At 67.0% G+C, this 23805-nt stretch carries 19 protein-coding genes and 1 riboswitch; of the genes, 16 read left to right on the top strand and 3 right to left on the bottom strand.

Annotation, left to right across the window (positions count from 1 at the left end; translation table 11 throughout):
• Positions 1–62: 62 nt before the first annotated feature.
• The 5 genes from B1A74_RS05690 to ubiB all read left to right on the top strand — a co-directional run bounded on the left by B1A74_RS05690 (position 63) and on the right by ubiB (position 4012).
• Entirely contained in the window at positions 63–446 is a 384-nt protein-coding gene (locus tag B1A74_RS05690; protein WP_143592230.1) for a CBS domain-containing protein, read from the top strand.
• 135 nt (positions 447–581) lie between these two features.
• Positions 582–947, top strand: coding sequence for a gamma-butyrobetaine hydroxylase family protein (locus B1A74_RS05685; RefSeq protein ID WP_018868852.1), 366 nt, complete (start codon positions 582–584; stop codon positions 945–947).
• 13 nt (positions 948–960) lie between these two features.
• Positions 961–1713, top strand: a complete 753-nt coding sequence (gene ubiE, locus B1A74_RS05680; protein ID WP_077244038.1) for a bifunctional demethylmenaquinone methyltransferase/2-methoxy-6-polyprenyl-1,4-benzoquinol methylase UbiE — start codon at positions 961–963, stop codon at positions 1711–1713.
• Positions 1714–1730: 17 nt separating this feature from the next.
• A complete protein-coding gene (locus B1A74_RS05675) occupies positions 1731–2330 on the top strand; it encodes a ubiquinone biosynthesis accessory factor UbiJ (RefSeq protein ID WP_077244037.1) in 600 nt (199 codons plus the stop codon).
• Positions 2331–2335: 5 nt separating this feature from the next.
• Entirely contained in the window at positions 2336–4012 is a 1677-nt protein-coding gene (gene ubiB / locus B1A74_RS05670; protein ID WP_018947292.1) for a ubiquinone biosynthesis regulatory protein kinase UbiB, read from the top strand.
• 37 nt (positions 4013–4049) lie between these two features.
• On the opposite strand, the gene B1A74_RS05665 is transcribed toward ubiB, so the two are convergent.
• A complete protein-coding gene (locus B1A74_RS05665; RefSeq protein ID WP_077244036.1) occupies positions 4050–5306 on the bottom strand; it encodes an inorganic phosphate transporter in 1257 nt (418 codons plus the stop codon).
• Positions 5307–5339: 33 nt separating this feature from the next.
• Positions 5340–6020: a TIGR00153 family protein gene (locus B1A74_RS05660; RefSeq protein WP_077244035.1), complete on the bottom strand. Its 681-nt coding sequence runs from the start codon at positions 6018–6020 to the stop codon at positions 5340–5342.
• 82 nt (positions 6021–6102) lie between these two features.
• Positions 6103–6209: riboswitch (TPP riboswitch) on the top strand.
• Positions 6210–6289: 80 nt separating this feature from the next.
• Here B1A74_RS05660 and thiC point away from each other — a divergent pair.
• From thiC to B1A74_RS05640, 4 genes are all read left to right on the top strand, one after another.
• On the top strand, positions 6290–8179 hold the full coding sequence (gene thiC / locus B1A74_RS05655; protein WP_077244034.1) for a phosphomethylpyrimidine synthase ThiC: 1890 nt from the start codon (positions 6290–6292) through the stop codon (positions 8177–8179).
• 167 nt (positions 8180–8346) lie between these two features.
• The gene (locus B1A74_RS05650) at positions 8347–8844 is read left to right on the top strand and encodes an SH3 domain-containing protein (RefSeq protein ID WP_244269177.1); all 498 of its coding nucleotides are present in this window, start codon (positions 8347–8349) and stop codon (positions 8842–8844) included.
• Positions 8844–9749, top strand: coding sequence for a M48 family metalloprotease (locus tag B1A74_RS05645; protein ID WP_077244033.1), 906 nt, complete (start codon positions 8844–8846; stop codon positions 9747–9749). The genes B1A74_RS05650 and B1A74_RS05645 overlap by 1 nt, the downstream gene beginning before the upstream one ends.
• A 57-nt stretch (positions 9750–9806) precedes the next feature.
• A complete protein-coding gene (locus B1A74_RS05640; RefSeq protein ID WP_077244032.1) occupies positions 9807–11924 on the top strand; it encodes a CHASE2 domain-containing protein in 2118 nt (705 codons plus the stop codon).
• A gap of 11 nt (positions 11925–11935) precedes the next feature.
• On the opposite strand, the gene B1A74_RS05635 is transcribed toward B1A74_RS05640, so the two are convergent.
• Positions 11936–12619 (bottom strand): DUF6901 family protein, encoded by a 684-nt coding sequence (locus B1A74_RS05635; RefSeq protein ID WP_077244031.1) that lies wholly within the window; start codon positions 12617–12619, stop codon positions 11936–11938.
• 231 nt (positions 12620–12850) lie between these two features.
• Here B1A74_RS05635 and B1A74_RS05630 point away from each other — a divergent pair, with 231 nt between their 5' ends.
• The 7 genes from B1A74_RS05630 to B1A74_RS05600 are packed head-to-tail and all read left to right on the top strand — an operon-like array spanning position 12851 to position 23672.
• Positions 12851–15850: an ATP-binding response regulator gene (locus B1A74_RS05630; protein WP_077244030.1), complete on the top strand. Its 3000-nt coding sequence runs from the start codon at positions 12851–12853 to the stop codon at positions 15848–15850.
• Between the two features lie 22 nt (positions 15851–15872).
• Complete coding sequence (locus B1A74_RS05625) at positions 15873–16436, top strand: hypothetical protein (protein WP_244269175.1); 564 nt, start codon at positions 15873–15875, stop codon at positions 16434–16436.
• A gap of 11 nt (positions 16437–16447) precedes the next feature.
• Entirely contained in the window at positions 16448–18532 is a 2085-nt protein-coding gene (locus B1A74_RS05620) for a TonB-dependent receptor plug domain-containing protein (protein ID WP_244269174.1), read from the top strand.
• Positions 18533–18546: 14 nt separating this feature from the next.
• Positions 18547–18930, top strand: a complete 384-nt coding sequence (locus B1A74_RS05615) for a response regulator (RefSeq protein WP_018947303.1) — start codon at positions 18547–18549, stop codon at positions 18928–18930.
• A complete protein-coding gene (locus tag B1A74_RS05610) occupies positions 18927–20075 on the top strand; it encodes an FIST N-terminal domain-containing protein (RefSeq protein ID WP_077244027.1) in 1149 nt (382 codons plus the stop codon). Before B1A74_RS05615 ends, B1A74_RS05610 begins: the two co-directional genes overlap by 4 nt.
• On the top strand, positions 20065–22257 hold the full coding sequence (locus tag B1A74_RS05605; protein ID WP_077244026.1) for a hybrid sensor histidine kinase/response regulator: 2193 nt from the start codon (positions 20065–20067) through the stop codon (positions 22255–22257). The genes B1A74_RS05610 and B1A74_RS05605 overlap by 11 nt, the downstream gene beginning before the upstream one ends.
• Complete coding sequence (locus B1A74_RS05600) at positions 22254–23672, top strand: diguanylate cyclase (protein WP_077244025.1); 1419 nt, start codon at positions 22254–22256, stop codon at positions 23670–23672. Before B1A74_RS05605 ends, B1A74_RS05600 begins: the two co-directional genes overlap by 4 nt.
• The last annotated feature ends 133 nt before the right edge of the window (positions 23673–23805 follow it).

The raw sequence follows: 23805 nt of genomic DNA, 5'->3' as shown, positions 1-23805 counted from the left end.
GGTTCGGGGTTCCGAACCTGTCAGGAGGCGTTGCCGTGCCCGTACCCACGATTGAATCGATCATGATCCGCGATCCCCTCACCATTGCCGCCAACACCCGGCTGGGCGAGGCTCTGGAAATGATGATGCAGCGCAACCTGCGCCACTTGCCGGTGATGAATGGCGAGGAACTGCTGGGCGTTGCCTCCGACCGGGATATCCTGCTGGCGGAGGTCGCGCATGTCGATCTTTCCGATCATTCCAGCCTGAAGATCGGGGACGTGTGTGCCCTGGACGCGTATTGTGTCTCTCCGGACACACCGCTGCCGGAGGTGCTGCGCGGCATGGCCGAGCGGCACATCGGCTCGGCGCTGGTGTGCGGCGAGGACGGGAGCCCACTGGGCATCTTTACCTCCACCGATGCCTGCCGCGAGCTGGCGCAGGTCCTGGAAGGCGCAGCGGGCTGATCCGCGCACGGAATCCGGCCCCGGTGGCCGGGTTCTGCGCACCGACGTCCGGGAGACTGATATCCTCGCCTCTCGGAACCCCGGGCTGAACCCCGCCCGGAGTCGCCATTCCCGCGACCGGCAAGCGGAGGCCGCATGAGCAGTACGCAACGACCCACGGACATCCAGCTGCACCAGAAGTCGCGCATCCTCGAGCTGCGCTATGCCGACGGCTCGCATTTCGAGCTGCCCTGCGAGTTCCTGCGGGTGTATTCGCCGTCGGCCGAGGTGCGCGGGCACGGCCCCGGGCAGGAGGTCCTGCAGGTCGGCAAGGAGGACGTGAATATCACCGCGATCGAGCCGGTCGGCAACTATGCGGTCAAGCTGGTGTTCTCCGACGGCCACGATACCGGTATCTACGACTGGGATTATCTCTATAAGCTGGGTACGGAACAGGAGCGTCTGTGGCAGGATTACCTGGAACGGCTGCATCAGGCCGGTCACGAACGCCGCACCCACTGACGCAAGAAGACTCATGAACGACGACGACCCCGGCAAGACCCACTTCGGTTATCAGACCGTTTCCGAATCCGAGAAGACCGAGCGGGTCGGACAGGTGTTCCACTCCGTGGCTTCCCGCTACGACGTGATGAACGACCTGATGTCCATGGGCATCCACCGCGTATGGAAGCGCTACACCGTGGAACGCGCCGGGGTGCGGCCCGGCATGCGCATCCTCGACCTGGCCGGCGGGACCGGCGACCTCGCCAGCGCGTTCGCGCCGCGGGTCGGGCCGAAGGGGCAGGTCGTGGTCTGCGACATCAACGCCTCCATGCTGCAGGCCGGGCGCGACCGGCTGATCGACGAGGGCCGGGTCGGCAACATCGACTACGTGCAGGCGGATGCCGAAGTCCTGCCGTATCCCGACGAGGCCTTCGACCGCATCACCATGGCCTTCGGTCTGCGTAACGTGACCCGCAAGGAAAACGCGCTGGCGGAGATGCGCCGGGTTCTCAAGCCCGGCGGCCGAGTTCTGATCCTGGAATTCTCGCAGCCCGTCGCGCCGCTGCGCCCGGCCTACGACGTCTACTCATTCAAGCTGCTGCCGCTGATGGGCAAGCTGGTGGCCAACGACGCCGACTCCTACCGCTACCTGGCCGAGTCCATCCGCATGCACCCGGATCAGGAAACCCTCGCCGGGCTGATGCGCGATGCCGGCCTCGAGCGCGTCGAATACGACAACCTTACCGGCGGCATCGTCGCGTTGCACCGCGCCACCCGCCTGTAACTCCGCGAGGAACCGCGATGGCCGAGCCGAAAGCCCTGCCAGGCCCTGTCAACGCCCTGGTGGAAACCCTTCTGAACGAGATCCTGCAGGCCGCGCCCCCGCAGGCGCGCGAGCGTCTGGCCGGTCGCGCGGTGGCGATCGTGGTGGAGCCGCCGGGGGTCGCGTTCAGCCTGGTGGGTGCCGCCGACCGCCTGCAGGTCATCGGGGGTGTGGAAGAACCGGTGGATGCTCGCGTGGCCGGCTCGCCGTTGTCGCTGGGCGCCGCGATGGCACGGGACGACCGCAGCGGGCTGACGATCGAGGGGGATGCCACGGCACTCTCCGATCTGCAGCGCGCGCTGGGCGAGGCCGAGCATGACTGGGCGGCGCTGTTCGAACGGGTCGCCGGCGCCGGGTCCGCGGGTCCGCTGCAGGACCTGTTCCGGCGGGCGGTAACCGGCTTTCGCCACGCCACCACGCGCTCGGCGGAGGACCTGGCCGATTATGCCCGCGACGAGGCAGGCTGGCTGCCGCCGTCCGGGGCTTTCGAGGCCTTCAGCGAGGACGTGGCCCGCCTGCGTGACGACTCTGCCCGGCTGGAGGCGCGTCTGCGCCGTCTCGAATCCGGAGACGCCTGACGCCCATGCGACGCAGTTTCTACCAGGGTCTGCGGCTGTGGACCATCGCCCGCGTCCTGGTGCGCTACCGGCTGGACGTTATCCTGTTCACGCTGAAGCCGCTGCGCCCGCTCAGTTTCCTGCTCTATCTCGCCCCGTGGAACTGGTTCCGCCGCACCCGGGGCACGCGTGGCGAACGCATCCGTCGCGCGCTGGAGGATCTGGGGCCGATCTTCATCAAGTTCGGACAGATGCTGTCGACCCGCCGCGACCTCCTGCCGGACGATATCGCAGTGGAGCTGGCGCGCCTGCAGGACCGGGTCCCGCCGTTCCCCGCCGATCAGGCGCGAGCGGTGATCGAGGCCGAACTGGAACGCCCGGTGGATATCGCCTTCGCCGAGTTTTCCGACACGCCGCTGGCCTCGGCCTCCATCGCCCAGGTGCACCAGGCGCGGCTGCAGGACGGCCGCGAGGTGGTGGTGAAGGTGGTCCGTCCGGGGATCCTGAAGACCATTCGCGCCGATCTCGAGGTGATGCACACCATCGCCGCGCTGGCGGATCGCTACTGGAGCGAGGCCCGCCGCCTGCGCCCGCGCGAGGTGGTCAACGAATACGAGAAGACCGTCACCGACGAGCTGGACCTGATCCGCGAAGGCGCCAACGCGACCGCGATCCGGCGCAATTTCGACGACAGCCATCTGCTCCACATCCCCGAGATCATCTGGGACCACACCCGACGCAGCGTGCTGGTAATGGAGCGCATCGGCGGGATCCCGGTGGCGGATGTGGCTGCCCTGCGCGAACGCGGTGTGGATCTGCGTCTGCTGGCGGAACGCGGGGTGGAGATCTTCTTCACCCAGGTGTTCCAGCACAATTTCTTCCATGCCGACATGCATCCGGGCAATATCTTCGTGGACGCCACCGACCCGGAGGACCCCACCTATCTGGCGGTGGACTTCGGCATCGTCGGGTCGCTGCTGGATTCCGATCAGCGCTATCTGGCGGAGAACTTCTACGCCTTCTTCAACCGCGACTACCGCCGGGTGGCGGAGCTGCACGTGGAATCCGGCTGGGTGCCGAAGGACACCCGCGTCGACGAGTTCGAGGCGGCCATCCGTTCGGTGTGCGAGCCGATCTTCCAGAAACCGCTGGACGAGATCTCCTTCGGCCAGGTGCTGATGCGCCTGTTCCAGACCGCGCGACGCTTCAACATGGAGGTGCAGCCGCAACTGGTGCTGCTGCAGAAGACCCTGCTCAACATCGAGGGGCTGGGGCGCCAGTTGTATCCGCAGCTGGATCTGTGGACCACGGCCAAGCCGTTCATCGAAGAGTGGATGCACGAACGCATGGGCACGCGGGCGTTCCTGCGCAGTGCCCGCGAGCATCTGCCGCGGCTGCTGGCCCACTTGCCGGAGCTCCCGCTGCATCTGGAGAAGGCCCTGACGGTGGAAGAGCAGCGGGCCGAACGTGATGCCGCGCTGCGCCAGCAGATCCGGGAACTGGAGGAGGGGCTCGGCCAGCAGGACCGCCGGCGCCGCGAAGGCCTGGCCGCGCTGGGGCTGCTGGTGGTGGCGGGCCTGACTTTCCAGCTCGACGTGCCGCAATGGCTGGGGATCGCCTGGCCGGCGTGGCCCGCCGGCGTCCTGGGGCTGGGGCTGCTGCTGTTCAGCCTGCGGCCGTTGCCGCCGCGGCCGCAGAACTGACACCGGCCGGCTCCGGTCCCCGCCCCCGGCCCGGGCTTCAGCCGAGCAGGCCGCGCAGCACGAAGAAGAACACGATCGCCAGGATCGCGCCGGCCGGCAGAGTCACGATCCAGGACATGAAGATCATGCGGACCAGGCGCAGATCGATGGCGGCGATCCCGCGGGCCAGGCCCACGCCGAGGATCGCGCCCACCAGGGTATGGGTGGTCGAGATCGGCAGGCCGGTGCCGGAAGCCAGCACTACGGTGGCGGCGGCGGCCGCGGTGGCCGCATAGCCGCGACTGGGGGTGAGCTGAGTGATCCCGGTGCCGACCGTGGCGATCACCTTGTGGCCGTAGGTGAACAGGCCGAACACGATCCCGAACCCGCCCAGCAGCAGGACCCACATCGGGACCAGCGTCTCCGGGTCCACCTCGCCGGTCTGGATGACGTCCACCACTGCGGCCAGCGGGCCCACGGCGTTGGCCACGTCGTTGGACCCCAGGGCAAAGGCCATGGCGCAGCCGGTGACCACCATCAGCACCCCGAAGACCTTCTCGACGTCACTGAAGTGCGAGCCGTTTTCGTCTGCCGGGATCTCCTCGAAGCGCAGCCGGCGGATGGCCAGCATGCCGGCCGCCACCACGCCCAGGCTGATCAGGATCGCCAGGCTGTAGCTCTGTACCGTGGTCAGGTTCAGGCCGACATGGGTGAGGCCCTTGAACATGGTCACCAGGGCGGTGACGAAGGCCGTCAGGAAGATGTACAGCGGTGCCCAGCGTCGGGCGTTTTTCAGCGGCTGGGCGGTATCCAGGATCAGCAGCTGGATGCTGCGAAACAGGGCAAAGGCGATCGCGCCGCCGATCATCGGCGACAGCACCCAGGACATCGCGATAGTGCCCACCCGTTCCCAGCGCACTACCTCGAAGCCCAGGCCGACCACGGCAAAACCGATGATGGCGCCGATGATGGAATGCGTGGTCGAAACCGGCCAGCCGAAATACGACGCAACCATCAGCCAGGTTCCGGCGGCCGCCAGGGCCGCCAGCATCCCGAATACCAGCAAGTCCGGACTGTCCGCGAGAAGCTCGGAATCGACCATTCCGCTGCGGATGGTCTGGGTGACCTCGCCCCCGGCCAGCCAGGCCCCGGCAAACACGAAGATTCCGGCGACCACCACCGCCTGACGAATGGTCAGGGCCCGTGACCCCACCGAGGTCCCCATGGCATTGGCCACGTCGTTGGCGCCGATGCCCCAGGCCATGAACAGGCCAAAGAAAACCGCGAGGGCGAGCAGCACAATGCCGTATTCCATGCCGTCTCCCGAGCCTCGTCTTGTGTCGGGTGGTTACTTGGCCAGCATCAGCTGCAGGCGGCTGCCCACGCGCTGTGCCAGGTCGGCGAGATCGCCAATGGAGTCGATCACGCGATACATGAACATGACGCTCACCGGCGGCAGCTCCGTCTCCCGGGCGAACAGCATCTCGCGGACTTCGCGCTGCGCGTCGTCGGCTTCGTGTTCCAGGGCGTCCAGCTTCTGCAGGATGCGGTTCACGACCTCGACTTCGTGGCCGCGGAAGCCCGCTTCCACCAGTTCGTCCAGCTCGTTGACCGCACGCCCCGCCTGATCGACGGTATCCACGCTGCGCTGCAGGAACCGCTGCACGGGCTCCTGCATGTCGTCGGGAAAGCGCATCTGCCGGCCCAGCATCAGTCCGGCGATGTCCTTGGCCTTGTTGGCGACCTGGTCCTGGATGAGGAGGGTGTCGAGGACGTCGCGGCGAGACATGGCCAGCATCAGCCCCTTGGGGAGGTGCAGACGCAGATCCTTCTTCAGGCGGTCGGCGTCGTGTTCGAGCTGGACGATGCGTTCCTGGTGGCTGCGGGCGGCCTCCCAGTCATCCCGTCCGACCGCCTCGATAAAGGGCGGCAGTTCGGCGATGCAGGAACGAACCTTGTCCATGTGCGCCTGCAGCGGGCGCACCGGGGACCGGCCGAACAGTTCGAAGACAAAGTTCTTGGGGCTCATGGCGGCGCGAAGAGTGTCACAGACCATTAATCTAGCGCAAACGGCCCCGCCGTGCTTACTGGACGGCTCTGCGTTACACTCGGAGGTGAGCTGGGGGTGCCCCGTTGTCGAGAGCGGCGACCGGGCTGAGAGAGTCCCCTTGAACCTGAACCGGTTAACACCGGCGGAGGGAAGCTCGGTCAACGGTCTGCTGTACCCGGGGTGTCTGCACCCCGCGATCGCCCTGCCCGCGCTCCCTTCGCCTCACGCGTCGCAGCAGAGGTCCGATCATGAGCGCCATCCCCGAGTCGTTTGCCCGCAAGACCGCCGAAGTCTCCGCGGACGTCACCCGCCCGTTCCCGAACTCCGGGAAGCGTTACGTCGGGGGTTCGCGTGCGGATATCCGCGTGCCGTATCGCGAGGTCGCGCAGACGCCGACGATGACCTCCGGCACGCCCGAGGAGAACCCGCCGATCCCGGTCTACGACACCTCCGGTCCGTACACCGACCCCGAGGCGACCATCGATCTGACCCGCGGGCTGGCGGACCTGCGCGGTGCGTGGATCGACGAACGCGGCGACACCGAGTGGCTCGACGGCCCCAGCTCCGAATACGGCCGCGCCCGCGCCGCCGATCCGGAACTGGCCACCCTGCGCTTCGAGCACATCCGGGCGCCACGCCGCGCGAAGTCCGGGGCGAACGTCTCGCAGATGCACTATGCCCGCCAGGGGATCATCACCCCGGAGATGGAATTCGTCGCCATCCGCGAGAACAACCGCCTGCAGGAGCTGCGCGCGGATCCGCGCTACAAGAAGCTGCTGCGCCAGCACGCCGGCGAGTCGTTCGGTGCCTCCATCCCGGATGAAATCACCCCCGAGTTCGTGCGCGACGAGATCGCCCGCGGCCGCGCGATCATCCCGGCCAACATTAACCACCCGGAGCTGGAGCCGATGATCATCGGCCGTAACTTCCGGGTGAAGGTCAACACCAACATCGGCAACTCGGCGGTCTCCTCCTCGATCGAGGAGGAGGTCGAGAAGCTGGTGTGGTCCGCGCGCTGGGGCGGCGACACCCTGATGGACCTGTCCACCGGCAAGAACATCCACGAGACCCGCGAGTGGATCCTGCGCAACTCGCCGGTGCCGATCGGCACCGTGCCGATTTACCAGGCGCTGGAGAAGGTCGACGGCAAGCCCGAGGACCTGACCTGGGAGCTGTTCCGCGACACCCTGATCGAGCAGGCCGAACAGGGCGTGGACTACTTCACCATCCACGCCGGCGTGCGCCTGCAGTACGTGCCGCTGACCGCCGATCGGGTGACCGGCATCGTCTCGCGTGGTGGCTCGATCATGGCCAAGTGGTGCCTGGCGCATCACGAGGAGAACTTCCTCTATACGCACTTCGACGAGATCTGCGAGATCATGCAGGCGTTCGACGTCTCCTTCTCGCTGGGTGACGGTCTGCGCCCCGGATGCCTGGCCGACGCCAACGACGCCGCGCAGTTCGGCGAGCTGGAGACCCTCGGCGAGCTGACGCAGAAGGCCTGGGAACACGACGTGCAGGTGATGATCGAGGGGCCCGGTCATGTGCCGCTGCAGAAGGTGAAGGAGAACGTCGACAAGGAGCTGGAAGACTGCTTCGAGGCGCCGTTCTACACCCTCGGCCCGCTGGTCACCGATATCGCCCCGGCCTACGACCACATCACCTCCGGCATCGGCGCGGCCAACATCGGCTGGTACGGCACCGCGATGCTCTGCTACGTGACGCCGAAGGAGCATCTGGGCCTGCCCAACAAGCAGGACGTGCGCGACGGCATTATCACCTACAAGATTGCGGCCCATGCGGCCGATCTCGCCAAGGGCTTTCCCGGCGTGCAGCTGCAGGACAACGCGCTGTCCAAGGCGCGCTTCGAGTTCCGCTGGGAGGACCAGTTCAACCTGGCGCTGGACCCGGAACGCGCGCGCGAATTCCACGACGAGACCCTGCCCAAGGACGCGCACAAGGTCGCCCACTTCTGCTCCATGTGCGGCCCGAACTTCTGCTCGATGAAGATCACCCAGGACGTGCGCGACTACGCCGCGGCCCAGGGGCTTTCGGAACAGGAGGCGCTGGAAAAGGGCATGCAGGAGAAGGCCGTCGAGTTTGTCGACAAAGGCGCGAAGATCTACCGCGAGGTGTGAGTCACCGATCCCCCCACCGCGTCCGCATCGCCGTACCGGGGCATCGTCGGGCGCCCCTGCCGGCGTGTACTGGCGGCTTGACGCCGCGGGGCCGCTTCGGTAGGAAGAATGTCCATTGTCCGTCGGGTTTTCCGATGCGGGCAATCACTCACGGCCGAGGTCCTTCCATGTTGCGAATCCGAACCCTCCCGGTGCTGTTTCTCGTCCTGGCCGTCGCCGGTGCCGGCTCCGTCGCGCTGGCCTTCGAGCGCGGCGATCCCGGGGACGTGGCCGTGCGCTCGGCCGAGCTGCGCGAGGCGCCCGGACATCTGACCGCGATACGCGGGCATCTTGATTACGGGACCCGGGTCGAGGTGCGTGACCGCCGCGAGGGATTCCTGCGGGTGCGCAGCGAGGCCGGCGAGGAGGGCTGGCTGCACCCGTCCGCGCTGAGCCGGGATCCGGTGATCCTGACGGGGGACGGGGACGACGTTGAACGCGACGCGGACCGCGACGAGATCGCGCTGGCCGGGCGCGGATTCAACGAGGAGGTGGAAGAGCGCTATCGCAGTGAGCGCGGCCTGTCCTTTGCCCCGGTCGACCGGATGGAAGCCGGGGGAGCGGATCCCGAGGATCTGAGGGCGTTCCTCGAGCAGGGCGAGCTGCATCTGCCGGGGGGTGAGTGATGCGAGTACGCAATGGATCCTGCCTGCTGCTGCCGGTGTTCCTGGTGCTGTCGCTGGCGCTGCTGGCGGGTTGTCGCGGGGTTGCTTCGGTAGGTGCCGAGCTGGGGACCCGGACCGGCGTGCTGGATGCGCGGCAGGCCGAAAGCCTGCGCCAGACCGGTGAGCTGGCGGAGCGCAGCATGGAGGATTTCACCCCGGAGCAGGAATATTTCATCGGCCGCGCCGTGGCGGCCCGGGTGCTGGAGGACTACGCGGTCCTTGATGATCCTGCGGCACAGGCGTACCTGAACAACCTGGGCGGGGTCCTGGCCCTGCACTCGGAGCGCCCGAGCCTCTACCAGGGGTATTCCTTCCGCCTGCTGGATTCCGACGAGCTTAATGCCTTCGCCACCCCGGGCGGGCATATCTTCATCACCCGCGGCATGGCCCGGCTGGCGCAGACCGAGGACGAACTGGCGGCCATCCTCGCGCACGAGATCGCGCATGTGCAGGAGCGCCACGGCCTGCAGGCGATCCGCAGCTCGCGCGTGACCGCGGCGCTCACCAGTGCGGCGCTGACCGGGGCGCAGCTGGCGGGGGACGATGATCTGCGCGAGCTGACGGACATCTTCGAGGATTCCATCGATGACATCACCCGGACCCTGTTCGTGAACGGCTATTCGCGCGAGTTCGAGCGCGAGGCGGACGACGGGGCGGTGGCCATCCTCGAGCGCACCGGCTATCGCCCCGAGGCGCTGAGCCGCGTACTGGAGCGCATGGATGACGAATGGGATCCGCAGGGTCCCGGCTTCGCCCGCACCCATCCATCGCCCTCCAGTCGCATCGCGGAGCTGGGGCTGGAGCCGGCGGACTCGCGCAGCGAGGCCCGGGCCGAACGGTTCTCGCGTTTCCGCGCGGCCCTCTGACCGCTTCCCCGGATGGCCGCAAACTCCCGCTCCGGAGGCCGTTTCCGGCGGGCCCTGATGATCGGGCTGCTGGCGGTCCTGCTGGCCCTGGTGGCGGAGCAGTCGGGCTGGCTCGACGGTCCGGAGCGGGCCGCCTACGACCTGCAGGCGCGTCTGCTGGCCGGGCTCATGGCTCCGGACGCGGACGACGAGGTCGTGCTGATCCTGGTCGACGAGCAGAGCCTCGAGTGGGCGCTGGATACCCAGGGCCAGGGCTGGCCATGGCCGCGCGAGTACCCGGCGGTGATCGCCGATTTCGCCCGTCGTGCGGGGGCCGCCTCGCTGACCTTTGATGTCCTGTATACCGACGATTCCCGCTTCGGAGTGCATGATGATCGCCGGTTCGCACGGGCCGCCGCGGATTTTGGTCCGACGGTGTTCGCCGCGCTGTACGGCGAGGAGGCTGCCCGCCACGACCGGTTCCCGCAGGACGCGCCCGTGTCGTCCGCGACGGTGGAAGTGGAAGGGACCGGGGGCGACCCCTTCCCCGCGTTTTCCCGCGCGACCTTCCCGGTGACCGAGCTTGCGCAGTCGGCGGCGCGCATGGGCAACGTGCACGTTACCCCGGATCCCGACGGGGTCTACCGCCGGCTCCCGCCGGTGACCCGCTTCGACGGGGAGCTGGTACCCGGACTGGGGCTGGCGGCCTTTCTCGCGGGATCGGAGGAGCCGCCCGGTTTGCGGCTGGAGGACGACGGGCGGGCGCTGCGGGTGGGTGAACGGCATGTGCCGCTGGACCCGGATGGCCGCCTGATCCTGCGCTTCGAGCGGCCGGGTGCGGAACGTACCCGGCTGCGGGCGGCCGCGGTCATCCAGAGCGAACTGCGGCTGGCGGCGGACCCCGACGCCGACCCCGGCACCGACACGCCGGTCGACCCTGCAGAACTCGAAGGGCGGCATGTGATGGTGGGGCTGTCGGCGGCCGGGCTGTTCGACCTGCGACCGCTGCCGCTGGATCCGCGTGCGCCCGGCGTGGAGTTCCACGCGACCATGCTGGAGAATCTGACCACGCAGAATTTCATGCGCGAGGTCGACGCCACCCGGGCGCTGGTGCTGGTCGGTCTGCTGGCCTTTCTGCCGGCCTTCCTCGCCGGGCTGGGGCGCAGCAGTGCGAGTACGGCCCTGGCCATTGCATTTGCCCTGGTGGCGCCGGTGCTGCTGTCCGGCTTTGCGCATGCCGGCGGGGTCTGGCTGCCGCTGGCCGTGCCGCTGGTGGCCGGGCTGACGGGGACCGTGGGGGCCGCGGTCTACAACTATGCCCGCGAGGGCCGTGAACGCCGCTTCATCAAGGCGGCCTTCGCGCAGTATCTCAGCCCGCAGGTGATCGAACGCCTGCTGGAGGAGCCCGACCGCCTGAAACTGGGGGGCGAGCGCCGCGAACTCACCATCTTCTTCAGTGATCTGGAGGGCTTCACCAGCCTCAGCGAGCGGCTGTCACCGGATGATCTCACGCGGCTGCTCAACGAGTACCTGACGGAGATGACCGACATCCTCACGGCCTGTGGAGCCACCATCGACAAGTACGAGGGCGATGCGATCATCGCCTTCTGGAACGCGCCGGTGGATGTCCCCGACCATCCGCGGCGGGCGGTGGAGGCGGCGCTCGAATGTCAGCGCCGGCTGGCGGCCATGGCGCCGCGCCTGCGCGGGCGGGCCGGACGCGATCTCGCGATGCGTATCGGCGTGAACACCGGCGAGGCAGTGGTCGGCAATATGGGGTCGCGTACCCGTTTCGACTACACCATGCTCGGCGACGCGGTCAATCTGGCCGCGCGGCTGGAGGGGGCGAACAAGGTCTTCGGCACGTACACCCTGATCGCGGAGAGCACCGTAGGGAAGCTCCCCGAAACGCTTTACTGCCGCGAGTTGGGCGAGATTCGCGTGGTCGGCCGGGCGCGGCCGGTGCGGGTCTATGAGCCGGTCGCGCGCTTGGCCCTGGATGCGGCTCCCGAGCGCTATGAGGTCTTCGCCCGGGCGCTGCAGACCCTGCGCCAGGGCCGGGTGGAGCAGGCGCGAGCGCTGTTCGCGACCATTGCCGACCGGGACCCGCCCGCGGCACGCTACGTCGAACGCTGCACGCGATTGCTGGAACAGGGTGAGGCCGGCGACGGCGTCTGGGAACTCGACGCGAAGTAGTCCCGCGGCGTTCAGAGCCCCTGGCGCAGGGTACCCAGGAGCTGGTTCATGCTCGCGTCGATGTCCATCTCGACGATCGTGGTGATGGATACAAAGTTCTGCATGGCATTGATGTTGGCGTCGCGCCGCGACGCCAGGCGTACCCGCTCCATCAGGGCACGGTTGACCGTATTCAGCTCGCGATGCAGTTCCTGCAGCCCTTCCATGTCCCAGTCCGGTGCTTCACCCTCCCGGCGGTCGAGATACTGACGGACCAGATACGTCCCCGCCATGCGGTACAGCGTTTCTTCGAGGGTGGCGAACGGCAGGTGGAATTCCGCCAGCGGGCGCAGCCGCGACAGGATCGGGCAGGCGCCCGAGGCCATGATCAGCCCGAACAGCGAGCGCAGGAATTCCTGGACATCACATTCCTTCAGATAGCTGCGTGCGGGGGTGTCCACGCGGCCCCGGATGCGTTCCACCGACGGGCTGTCGGCGAAATGCCGGGCGATATCGGCGAACTCGATGGCCGCCGGGCAGTATTCCACGGTGCGCGCATTCAGCGGACAGTTTTCGCACTGTCGGCATTCCAGGCGGGTCCAGTCCGGATGGGCCTCGTCATTGTGGCGCGCCGGGTCCCGCGAGCGGTGGATATCCACCCGATAGCACCACTCGCTGCCGTCACTGCGTTCCAGGCGATAGATGATTTCGCTCATCGCTTTCTCTTCCCGCCGCTTTCACCGTGTTTTTGTGAAGCCTATCACGCCGCACCGCGCCTGCCGTTCTCCGCCCCGGCGAGTCCTTTTTAACGCAGTTTCTGACCTCGGCTAACGCCTGGCTCACGCTTCGGGGGTGTAATCCCGCATGGAACATGCCAGCATTAGCGCCCGTTCCGGATCAGGGAATGGTTCCGGACGGGCCATATGGATATCCAGAGGGATGCTTCAATGCGCTTCGGAGTTGCCAGTCGCCTGCGTGGCGGCCTGATCGGGCTCGCTCTCGTCACGGTCGTTGCGAGTATCGTTTCCCTCGTTTCCTTCGAACGCTTCGCGAGCAGTTTTGACGAGCTGGCGGCGGAACAGGTGCCGGTGCTCATGGGGACCGGGAATCTGGTCCAGCGCAGCGAGGCGATCGTCTCCACGTCGGTTGGCCTGCTCACGGCCGGAGACCCGGCCGAGCGGGCTTCCGGTTTTGCCGAAATCGAGCGTTACAACGCCGATATCGGTGCCCTGCTGGAACAGATGCCGCGCAACCAGGTGGACCCGGCAACCCTCGAGGAACTCGATTTCCTGCGCGAAGACATGATGGGCTCGGTGCGTGCCCTGGAGGCGGTAATGGACGAACATGCCGCCCACGAGGAGCGCACGCGGTCGGTCCTGGCCGATCTGCGCGAGGCGCGCACCGGGCTTGGCCGTCTGCGCGATGACCCGGATTATCCGGCGAGCTGGCTGGGGCGCGCCGGCATGGTGATCATGAGTCTGGCCATGGCCGCGACGGTGGACTCGCGTGAAGACCTGGCCCCGCTGCGCGAACAGGCCAGGGACCGCGTCGAGATCCTCGTCCGCGCGACGGAAGACCTGCCGCCGGCACTGCGCCCGCAGGCCCGGCAGCTGACCGCGGATCTGCGCCGGCTGGTCCACGGCGACACGGGACTGCTGGCCACGCGCGAAGGCCAACTGCGTCAGGCGGAGGCGGTGCAGGCCGAGCTCGGTACGGTGCGAGCCCGCGCCGGCCGTCTGGTCAGCGAGCTGTCGATGCTCACCTTCGAGCTGGAAACCAGCGTGATCACGCGGCAGGAGGAGGTGCAGGAGCTCTCGGATCAGCGCATGACGGTCCTCGCCACCACCATGGCCGTCGGCCTCCTGCTGGCAGGGATGATCATCCATTACGTTAACCGTCGGGTCGTCCGCCGGCTGCAGTTCCTGCACCACGGCATGAACGGATGTGTCGGGGGCGAAAACACCTCGGTTCCGGTCGAGGGCAACGACGAGATCGGCGACATCGGACGGGCCGCGAACTACTTCATCGACTCCGTGCGCCGACGCGAGGAGATGCTGGAGAAGCTGTTCGATGCCACACCCCTCCCGCTGGTGCTGTGCGAACCGGCCATGGGGGTCATCGAGCGCCACAATCGGCGCCTGACCGATCTGTTCGGGCCTGATATCGAGAATGTCGGGATGCTGTTCGAAAGCGCTCGGGACTGGGAAGAGCTGCGGGAGAACCTGGCCGGCGGGGCCTTCCTGGATCATCACGAGCTGCAGCTGCGGCGGGCCGACGGCAGCCCGTTCTGGGCCCTGATCTCCGCACGCCGGATCACCCTGGGCGAGCGTGAACTCCTGCTGCTCAGTGCGCTGGACATCTCGGCCCGCAAGCAGGCCGAAGCCGCGATGCGCGAGGCCAAGGAACGCGCCGAAGACGCCACGCGGGCGAAGTCCGAATTCCTGGCCAACATGAGCCATGAACTGCGCACTCCCCTTAATGCCATCATCGGCTACAGCGACATGCTCCTCGAGGAAGCCGAGGACATGGGCTTCAGCGACTTCGATGATGACCTCGACAAGATCCGCTCCGCGGGGCGCCACCTGCTGATGCTTATCAACGACATCCTCGATATTTCCAAGATCGAGGCGGGCCGCATGCAGCTGTACCTGGAGGACCAGGAAGTCAGCCAGATCGCCTCCGAGGTCGAGGCGATGGTCACGCCGCTGGTGGGCAAGAACGGGAACCGGCTGGTCGTCGAGGGTGCCGAGGGGGCCGGCACCATGCATACCGATGTCACCAAGCTGCGGCAGTGCCTGTTCAACCTGCTCTCCAACGCCGCCAAGTTCACCGAGAACGGGGAGGTCCGCCTGGAGATCGAGACGTACCCGGACGACTCGGACCCCGAGGCCGACCGGTTGTGTTTTCACGTGAGCGACACCGGGATCGGCCTCAGCGAGGATCAGATGGCCCGGCTGTTCCGTTCGTTTTCCCAGGCCGATGCCTCCACCACCCGCAAGTACGGGGGCACCGGTCTGGGGCTCGCCATCACCCGTCACTTCGCCCGGATGATGGGCGGCGACGTCACCGTCAGCAGCGAGCCGGGTGCGGGATCCACCTTCACCGTGGAACTGCCGCGCGTTTCCAGCGAGTCGACGCCGGAGCCGAGCGAGGGCACCGGCACCCTCCTGCTGTTCGATCAGGACGAGAACCTCTACCGCATGATCGGTGGCGGGCTGGAGGAGGAAGGCTACTCGGTGGTGTTCGCCAGCACCGTGGACGAGGCGCTGAAAAAGGTCGAGGAGGTGCACCCGGACCTGATCGCGGTGGGCTGCCAGATGGAGCAGGGCAACGGCTGGACACTGGTGACCACGCTCAAGCAGATGCCCGGGGCTTCCGAGATCCCGCTGATCATGGTGGGTCAGCGCGAGGACGGCGACTCCGCCCATGCACTGCCCCTGGGCAACGTGGTCACAAAGCCGGTGGATACGCGTCACTTGATGCAGATCATCAACCGTCATGGCAAACCGGGCGATGGTGACCACGTTCTGGTTGTGGATGACGACCCCGACGCCCGGGCCGTCCTGGAACGGCTCCTGGACCGCGAAGGGATCGCGACCGCACCGGCGGGGGATGGCATCGAGGCGCTGGGGTCCATGGGGAAAAAACGCCCCTCGATGCTCCTGCTGGATCTGATGATGCCGAACCTGGACGGCTTCGGCGTCCTCGAGGCCATGCAGGGGGACCCCGAGCTGCGTGATGTGCCGGTGGTCGTCATCACCGCCAAGGACCTGGAGCCGGACGAGGCGCGTCAGCTTCAGGAACGAACGCTCCGGGTCCTGCGCAAGGGGCAGTACGACCGGCGGACCCTGCTGGAGATGATCAAGAACCGGCTGGCCCGCGAGCAGGCTCCCGCCGGTGCGGCCGTCGCCGAAACCGAAACCGAAACCGCCGGAACCGACGCATGAAGACTCGCTCTCGGGAGGTCACGTGGCAGCAAGAGACGCGCGCAGAAGGCGCCTGACACTGACGGCCGCCGCCTGTTGCTGCGGCGTGATACTGGCACTCGGATATCCGGCCCTTGCTGTCGCCGATCCCGACCGGGACCTGCGCGTGGCCACCCGAGCCCTGAGCTTCCTGGACCATCGACCCAGGGGTGACATGCCCGTAGCCGTGGTTTACGCCGCCGGCGATTCCGCTTCCGAGGCTCATGCGCGTCGCATGGCCGATGCCATGGGCGGCGGTGGTCCGCAGGGACGGATCCGTCTCGTGCCGACCCTGATGGCGGCCGACGAGCTGGGGGCCCTGGACCGCCAGGAAGCCGTCCTGCTGGCCGACGGACTCGCCGGAGACCAGGCCACGGATGTTTACAGTGCGGCGAGCCGTCGCGGCCTGATCACCATCGCTTCGGACATGGCATGCGTGGATGCGGGCTATTGCGTGATGGCGGTGGCGAGCCAGCCGCGGGTCCAGATCGTGGTCAGCCGCGAGGCGGCCCGGGAAAGCGATGTGGGCTTTGCATCCTCCTTCCGCATGATGATCACCGAACGATGATGGCCGCCGTTATGAACCTTAATCCCCTGCCTTCCGGTTTCGACTTTCGCGTTCGCCCGCTCGCCGTTGGCGTTGCCCTGCTGTCTGCGGGAATGGTCCCCGCGCCGGCGCTGGCCCAGGCCATCGACTACGGTGCGCTGGAAGATCTGTTCCAGGAGCCGGTGACCACCAGCGCGACCGGCTCCCCTCAGCGCAGCACCGAGGTGCCGGCGGACATGGAGATCATCTCCGCCGAAGATATCCGCCGTTCCGGCGCGACCGATATCCCGGAACTGCTGCGCCAGGTCCAGGGGGTGGATGTCTGGCGGCACAGCTTCGCCGCGGTAGACGCCACCGTGCGCGGGTATAACCGCCCGTATTCCCAGCGCCTGCTGGTGCTGATCAACGGTCGCCAGGTTTACAAGGACTACTGCGGCTATACCAGCTGGGGCGCACTGCCGGTCAATCTCTCCGAGATCCGTCAGATCGAGGTGGTCAAGGGCCCCAACGCGGCGCTGTTCGGTTTCAACGCGGTCGGCGGCGTGGTCAACATCATCACCTACAGCCCGCTCTATGACGATCACAACAACGTGACCGTGCGCGCCGGCAATCACGGGTATCAGGAGGTTTCGCTCACGCACACGGCGCAATTCGGGGACGTCGGCGGGGCCCGGGTCTCGCTGGGCGGCTACGGTGCCGACGAGTTCGACACCGATGCGCACCCGGTGGACGAACCCTTTCGGCTCGATCGTTCGCGCCGCCGGCACGCGGCCGTCGATACCCTCTTCCAGGTCAGTGATCGGACCCAGGTGGGCATCGAAGCCACTACCGTTCGTACGGACCAGACCAACCTGCTGCCGTTCTATGGTCTGACCCAGGCGAAGTACGACAACCAGTCGCTGCGGGTCAACCTGGGAGCCGACACCGACTTCGGCCTGATCGAGGCGACGGCCTATCAGAACGTCACCCACGTGGACATGAACAATGCGTTCATCGGCGACACCCAGATCGACAACCGCATTACCGTTGCGCGCGTCCAGAACCTGATCAAGCCCGCCAGCGATCACACCTTTCGCATGACCGGCGAGTTCCGCCGCAACGTCCTCTACAGCCTGCCGTTCGAGGGCGGCAAGGTGAGTTACGACGTCTGGGCTGCGGGCGGCATGTGGGACTGGCAGATGACCCCGCGCCTGACCCTGAACAATGCCGTGCGCTACGACCGACTGAGTTCGGGACGCAGTGGCAGGCTGCCCGATACCTGGCTGTACGAGCAGGATGACTACGACGTTACGCTCAACGAGGTCAGCTGGAACAGCGGTCTGGTCTTCCGCGCCACGGACAACGACACCTTCCGTCTGCTGGCGGGCAGCGGGGTCCAGCTGCCGTCGATGATCGAGGGGAGCTTCATGTTCCTGCTCGATCCCAACGATTACGGCATCACCCAGATGGGCAACCTCGCCGGGGGTGCCGGCAGCCCCGAGGTGGAGCCCACCCGTGTCACCAATGTGGCGCTGACCTGGGATCGGGAAATCCCGCAATGGGATGCCAGCCTCAAGACCTCGGTCTTTCACACCCGCAACAAGGACCTCAAGAGCGTCCCGGGGATTTACCCCGACACAATGGTCGATCAGGTCCCCTACGTGATGTTCACCAACGTGGGCGATTCCTCCGCCAGCGGCTTCGAGGTCGGTCTGAGCCGGACCACGCGCAACTGGATCATGGAGGGTAGCTATGCATACCTGCGCGTCAACGATGACCTCGACGATTCCGTCTACGGGCCGGACGGGAGCCCGGTCAAGGCCATCGACTACGAGGACAGCAGCTCGCGGCACAAGATCAACGCCCGTCTGGGTTACGCTACCGGCCCGTGGGAGTTTGATCTCTACGGCAACTACGTGAGTGGATACTCCCTGCTGGAAAGCGGTGGAAGCCCGTTCGAGATGCGTGAAGTGGATGTTCCGAGCTACACCCTGTTCAGCGGGCGGATCGGGTACCAGTTCACCGACAACGCTTCGCTTGCACTGTCGGCGCAGGGCTTCAACACTTCCAGCCACCGCGAAAGCGCCGCGCCCGAAGTCGAGCGCCGCGTGCAGATGACCCTGTCGGTCAATTACTGAGAGCGAGAGCAGCCATGGGCAACCGGATCCTTCTGGTCGAAGACAACGAGATGAACCGCGACATGCTGTCGCGGCGCCTGACCCGCAAGGGCTTCGAGGTGACCACTGCCGAGGATGGTGCGACGGGGGTGCAGCTGGCGCGGGACGAACGCCCCGATCTGATCCTGATGGACATGAGCCTGCCGGTGATGGATGGCTGGGAAGCCAGCCGGACGCTCAAGGGGGAGGCGGATACGGCCGTCATCCCGATCATCGCCCTCACGGCGCATGCGATGACGGGTGATCGCGAGAAGGCCCTCGAGGCGGGATGCGATGACTTCGACACCAAACCGGTGGAGATGCCGCGGTTGCTGGAAAAGATCCATGCATACCTGGATGGCGCCGGAGCCTCCGCATGAGCACGGGTGTCGGGCCGGACGTCCGCCAGGCCTCCAGCCACGCCGACGACCCGCACGAAGCGATTGCCGAGGTGGCCGCCGGACTCGATGCCGCCGACGCCTCGGTGGTCTTTCTCTTCTGTTCCGCGCGCTATGACCGCAACGCCCTGGGCCGGGCCATTGCCCGGGCGTTCGCTGGCCGCCCGGTGGTGGCCTGCACCACGGCCGGCGAGCTGAGCGGCTCCACGGGCTACGTGGCCGGCAGCGTGACCGGGGCTTCGATCCGCTCGCCGCGTCTGCGGGTGGCCACCCGCCTGATCGCGCCGCTGGACGATTTTGACGCGACCCGGTCCACGGAAACCGTTCAGACGCTGGTGGACGAGGTGGCCACGGACGGCCTTGACCCGGAACGCCAGTTCGCACTGCTGCTGATCGACGGCCTGTCCATGCAGGAGGAGGCGGTGGCCGCCACGCTGCATGGCAGTCTTCACGGAGTGGGGTTGTTCGGCGGTTCGGCGGGTGACGAAATGCACTTCGAGGGTACCGCGGTGTATCACGACGGGGCCTTCCACGAGGGCGCGGCGGTCGTTGCGATGTTCGATTCCGGCCATCCGTTCCATCTGTTCCGGTTTCAGCATTTCGAGCCCACCGACATCCGCATGGTCACGACCGCCGCCGATCCGGCGTCACGCAAGGTCCACGAAATCGACGGCATGCCCGCGGCCGAGGCCTACGCGCGTGCGGTGGGGGTGGATCCCGCCGAGCTGGACGGCCATGTGTTCGCGCGCCACCCGGTGATGCTGCGGGTCGGCGGGGAATGGTATGTGCGCTCCATTCAGCAGGCTCTCCCCGATGGCAGTCTCACCTTCTACTGCGCGATCGACGATGGTCTGGTGCTGGCGCTCGGGAGGGGAGTGGATCTGGCCCGGAGCATCCGCGAGAGCTTCGACCGGCTGCGCGACACCCATGGCGAGCCCCGCTTCCTGCTGGCCTGCGACTGCATCTTCCGGCGCCTGGAACTGACCGGCCTCGATGCCCTGGAGGCCGGTTCGGAGGCGCTGCGCGGCCTGCCGTTGATCGGATTCAATACCTACGGCGAGCAGTTCCGCGGACTGCACGTCAACCAGACCCTGACCGGGGTCATGCTGGGGAACGATGAAAGCTGATCAGGAACACCGCATCCGGGAGCTGGAAGCGGAGCTCGAGCGCAAGGACCGCATCATCGCCGCACTGATGCGCCGGGTGGAACGGGCGGTGGACGATGCGGGCGACAGCTTCTCGCTGTTCGAGCGCAACGCCGCTCTGGAATCCACTGCGCGCGAGCGCATGGTGCAGCTGGAACAGGCCAATCACCGGCTGACGGATTCGGAGGAACGGCTGCGCCGGGTCTTCGACAACGTCCAGGAGATCCTCTTCGAGACCGACGGGGAGCGCCGGATCGTGATGCTTAACCCGGCCTGGGAGCGCATTACGGGGATTCCCGCCGCCCGCTGTCTGGGCCGCGACTGGATCGAGATCCTGCATTCCGAGGACCGCGACAAGGGGCTGGCCCGCTGCGCGCCGTTCATGGAAGGCAGCACCGCGGACTGCGCCGAGACCCTGCGCATCACCTGTGAGGACGGCAGCGTGCGCTGGATGGACGTGCGCATGGCGCGGTCGACCGACCGCGACGGGAACACGGTGGGGACCATCGGCACCATGGCCGACGTGACCCGTCAGCACGAGGCGGTGGAACAGATCCGCCAGGCGCGGGAGGCCGCCGAGGCCGCCAATCAGGCCAAGAGCGCCTTCCTCGCCAACATGAGCCATGAATTGCGCACCCCGCTGAACGCCATCATCGGTTACGCCGAAATCCTCAGCGAGGAGGCCGGGGATGCGGGTGTCGGCGAGCTCGCCGGTGACGCGGACAAGATCATCAGTGCCGGTCGCCATCTGCTGTCCCTGATCAACGACATCCTCGACATCTCCAAGATCGAGGCCGGGCGCATGGATCTCTATCTCGAGGATTTCAGTCTGGCCCCCGAGATTGACCAGGTGCTCGCGACCGTACGCCCCCTGGTCGAGTCGCGGGGCAACGAGCTGAGGCTCGAGAACGGGACGCGACACGAGACCATCCATGCGGACCTGACCAAGCTGCGGCAGATCCTGTTCAACCTGCTGTCGAATGCCGCCAAGTTCACCGACCATGGCGAGATCCGCCTGGCCGTCCGGGACGGCGAGGATGCTGCGCTCGAGTTCGAAATCCGGGATACCGGGATCGGCATTACCGAGGAGCAGCTCGCGCGCCTGTTCCAGCCGTTCACCCAGGCCGATGCGTCCACCACGCGCAAGTACGGCGGTACGGGCCTCGGACTCTCCCTCAGCCGGCATTTCGCCCGGATGATGGGCGGTGACATCGAGGTCAGCAGCGAACCCGGTGAGGGCTCGACCTTCGTGGTGCGCCTGCCGCTGCAGGGTGAGGTACCCGACGCCGGCCGGGATGCCTCCGGCTCCGCCGCGGTGGCACCACCGTCCGCGCGAAGCTGCCGCCCCGGGCATGTGCTGGTGATCGACGACGATGCCAGCGTGCGCGACCTGATCCGGCGCAGCCTTGCCACGGAAGGCTACGAAGTGACGCTGGCCACCGGAGGCGAGGAGGGGCTGCGCCTGGCCCGCGAGCAGCGCCCGGACCTGATCACCCTGGACGTGATGATGCCCGCCATGGACGGCTGGGCGGTGATGACCGCGCTGAAAAACGACCCCGACACCCGCGACATCCCGGTCATCATGCTGAGCATGCTGCGCGACCGGGATATGGGGTTCATGCTGGGGGCGGCCGACTATGTCACCAAGCCCGTAGAACGGCATTACCTGCTCGAGGCCGTCGGTCGGCAGATGCCCCCGCCCTGCGCCTGGGGCGCAACCCCGGAGACCTGCGAACGATCGCCGGGCTGCGGCTGTACCTGCACGGTCCTGGTGGTCGAGGACGATGCCGAGACCCGCGAAATGATCCGCCGCCAGCTCGACTGCGAGGGCAGCCGGGTGATCGAGGCCGAGGACGGCCAGGCGGGGCTGCGCCGTCTCGAGGAACGGGACGGCCGGGTCGATCTCATCCTGCTCGACCTGATGCTCCCGGGCATGGATGGTTTCGCCTTTCTCGACCAGCTGCAGCGTCACGAGCGCTGGGGCGAGATTCCGGTGCTGGTGCTTACTGCCCGGGATCTTTCCGCCGCGGAACGCGGCCGGCTTCTCGAGCGGGTAGAAGATATCTTCCAGAAGGGGGCCGTCAGTCGTGACGACCTGCTGGCGGCCATCCATTCCCACGTTGACCGCCATGCCTCCGCCAGCAACACGGATCTCGGGCAATGAACGCGGCGAACACCAATATCCGCCATGACCTGCGCACGCCGGTGAACCACATCATCGGTTACGCCGAGATGGTCCAGGAAGACCTGGAGGATGCGGGCATCGATGGTGGTTCGGGGCAGCAGCTGAGCGCCCTGGTGCAGAAGGCCCACGAGCTCCTCGAGCAGGTCAATCGCATTCGCACTCCGGAGGAAGGCGGGCCGCCGCTGGAAGACCAGTTTGCCGAATGGACCGACGTGCTGTCCGATCTGACCCGGCTGCATTCCGATGTCCGCGCCGCAGTTCCGGAGGCCGGGGCCGGGAGCCTGCACGGAGATCTCGACAAGATCGGAGACGCCATCAACCATCTGGCCGATATGGTGCGTGCCGGCAGTCGTACGCGTCTTGCCGATCCCGATCCCGGCCCCGAGGCCTCCGGGCCCGGCGATGCCACGGGCGCTTCATCCGACGCCCCGCCCGGGGAAGCGCCGGAAGACGCGCCGCGGATCCTGGTGGTCGACGACAATCGTTCCAACCTCGAGATTCTCGCCCGGCGTCTGGAGCGCGAGGGGTATCGCGTGTCGGCGGTGACCAGCGGCTTCCACGCCCTGGCCCGGCTGGGTGATGAAAACTTCGACCTGATCCTGCTGGACGTGGTCATGCCGGACATGGATGGCCAGGAGGTGCTGGACCGGGTGCGCCGCAAGTACGGCCCGACCGAATTGCCGGTGATCATGGTGACCGGACTGTACAACAGCGACAGCATCGTTCAGGCGCTCAATGCCGGGGCCAATGACTACGTTACCAAACCGGTGGACTTCCCCGTGGCCCTGGCGCGCATCCGCACGCATCTCCAGCTGGGCGAACTGGCGCGTGATCTGGCTGCGGCCAACGAGCGGCTGTTCCGGTATTCCTACATGGATGGTCTGACCGGGATCCCAAATCGGCGTCATTTCGACGAACACTATTCCCGCGAGTGGGACCGGGCGAGTCGGGAGTCGCTGCCCATCGCCGTGGTCCTGATGGACATCGACTACTTCAAGCCCTTCAACGACCACTACGGCCACGAGGCCGGTGACCGGGTGCTCAAGGAAGTCGGGCGTGCCCTGGACGAGACCCCGCGCCGCAGTTCCGACCTGGTCGCCCGCTACGGCGGCGAGGAATTCGTGGCGGTTCTCCCGGGAGCCGAACAGAGCGATGCCCGCGATTTCGCCGAGCGCCTGCGTACATCCGTGGAGGCCCTGGGTCTGGAACACAGCCAGTCCGAGGCCGCCGCGCACGTGACCCTGAGCGTGGGCGTCGCCGGGGAGCGGCCGGTCACGGGGGGTGACGAGGCGGACGACCGGCGCCGTCAGCTGCTCCTGCGCGCGGACGAGGCCCTGTACGAGGCGAAAGAAGGCGGGCGGAACCAGGTCCGCTGTGCGCCCGATCCGGCATAGGGGGGCAGGCGGGCCCCGGCGGAGTTATGGTCAAGTCTGGTGTATGAGTGATCGCTGGTTCAGGCGGCGCTCCGGTCGGTGATGGAGGATTCCTCGTCGTTGGTCGGTTCGGTCTGCTCGATGCCGTCGATGA

Origin of the sequence: Thioalkalivibrio halophilus, assembly GCF_001995255.1 — a bacterium.
GTDB classification, from domain to species: Bacteria; Pseudomonadota; Gammaproteobacteria; order Ectothiorhodospirales; family Ectothiorhodospiraceae; genus Thioalkalivibrio; species Thioalkalivibrio halophilus.
The sequence above is the reverse complement of the archived record's forward strand: the minus strand, read 5'-3'. Positions and strand labels throughout refer to the sequence as shown.

What these genes read in the sequence shown, in the direction of transcription:
- B1A74_RS05690 (WP_143592230.1), top strand. Translation starts at nt 63, where the DNA reads ATGATCCGCGATCCCCTCACCATTGCCGCCAACACCCGGCTGGGCGAG.
- B1A74_RS05685 (WP_018868852.1), top strand. Translation starts at nt 582, where the DNA reads ATGAGCAGTACGCAACGACCCACGGACATCCAGCTGCACCAGAAGTCG.
- ubiE (WP_077244038.1), top strand. Translation starts at nt 961, where the DNA reads ATGAACGACGACGACCCCGGCAAGACCCACTTCGGTTATCAGACCGTT.
- B1A74_RS05675 (WP_077244037.1), top strand. Translation starts at nt 1,731, where the DNA reads ATGGCCGAGCCGAAAGCCCTGCCAGGCCCTGTCAACGCCCTGGTGGAA.
- ubiB (WP_018947292.1), top strand. Translation starts at nt 2,336, where the DNA reads ATGCGACGCAGTTTCTACCAGGGTCTGCGGCTGTGGACCATCGCCCGC.
- B1A74_RS05665 (WP_077244036.1), bottom strand. Translation starts at nt 5,306, where the DNA reads ATGGAATACGGCATTGTGCTGCTCGCCCTCGCGGTTTTCTTTGGCCTG.
- B1A74_RS05660 (WP_077244035.1), bottom strand. Translation starts at nt 6,020, where the DNA reads ATGAGCCCCAAGAACTTTGTCTTCGAACTGTTCGGCCGGTCCCCGGTG.
- thiC (WP_077244034.1), top strand. Translation starts at nt 6,290, where the DNA reads ATGAGCGCCATCCCCGAGTCGTTTGCCCGCAAGACCGCCGAAGTCTCC.
- B1A74_RS05650 (WP_244269177.1), top strand. Translation starts at nt 8,347, where the DNA reads ATGTTGCGAATCCGAACCCTCCCGGTGCTGTTTCTCGTCCTGGCCGTC.
- B1A74_RS05645 (WP_077244033.1), top strand. Translation starts at nt 8,844, where the DNA reads ATGCGAGTACGCAATGGATCCTGCCTGCTGCTGCCGGTGTTCCTGGTG.
- B1A74_RS05640 (WP_077244032.1), top strand. Translation starts at nt 9,807, where the DNA reads ATGATCGGGCTGCTGGCGGTCCTGCTGGCCCTGGTGGCGGAGCAGTCG.
- B1A74_RS05635 (WP_077244031.1), bottom strand. Translation starts at nt 12,619, where the DNA reads ATGAGCGAAATCATCTATCGCCTGGAACGCAGTGACGGCAGCGAGTGG.
- B1A74_RS05630 (WP_077244030.1), top strand. Translation starts at nt 12,851, where the DNA reads ATGCGCTTCGGAGTTGCCAGTCGCCTGCGTGGCGGCCTGATCGGGCTC.
- B1A74_RS05620 (WP_244269174.1), top strand. Translation starts at nt 16,448, where the DNA reads ATGAACCTTAATCCCCTGCCTTCCGGTTTCGACTTTCGCGTTCGCCCG.
- B1A74_RS05615 (WP_018947303.1), top strand. Translation starts at nt 18,547, where the DNA reads ATGGGCAACCGGATCCTTCTGGTCGAAGACAACGAGATGAACCGCGAC.
- B1A74_RS05610 (WP_077244027.1), top strand. Translation starts at nt 18,927, where the DNA reads ATGAGCACGGGTGTCGGGCCGGACGTCCGCCAGGCCTCCAGCCACGCC.
- B1A74_RS05605 (WP_077244026.1), top strand. Translation starts at nt 20,065, where the DNA reads ATGAAAGCTGATCAGGAACACCGCATCCGGGAGCTGGAAGCGGAGCTC.
- B1A74_RS05600 (WP_077244025.1), top strand. Translation starts at nt 22,254, where the DNA reads ATGAACGCGGCGAACACCAATATCCGCCATGACCTGCGCACGCCGGTG.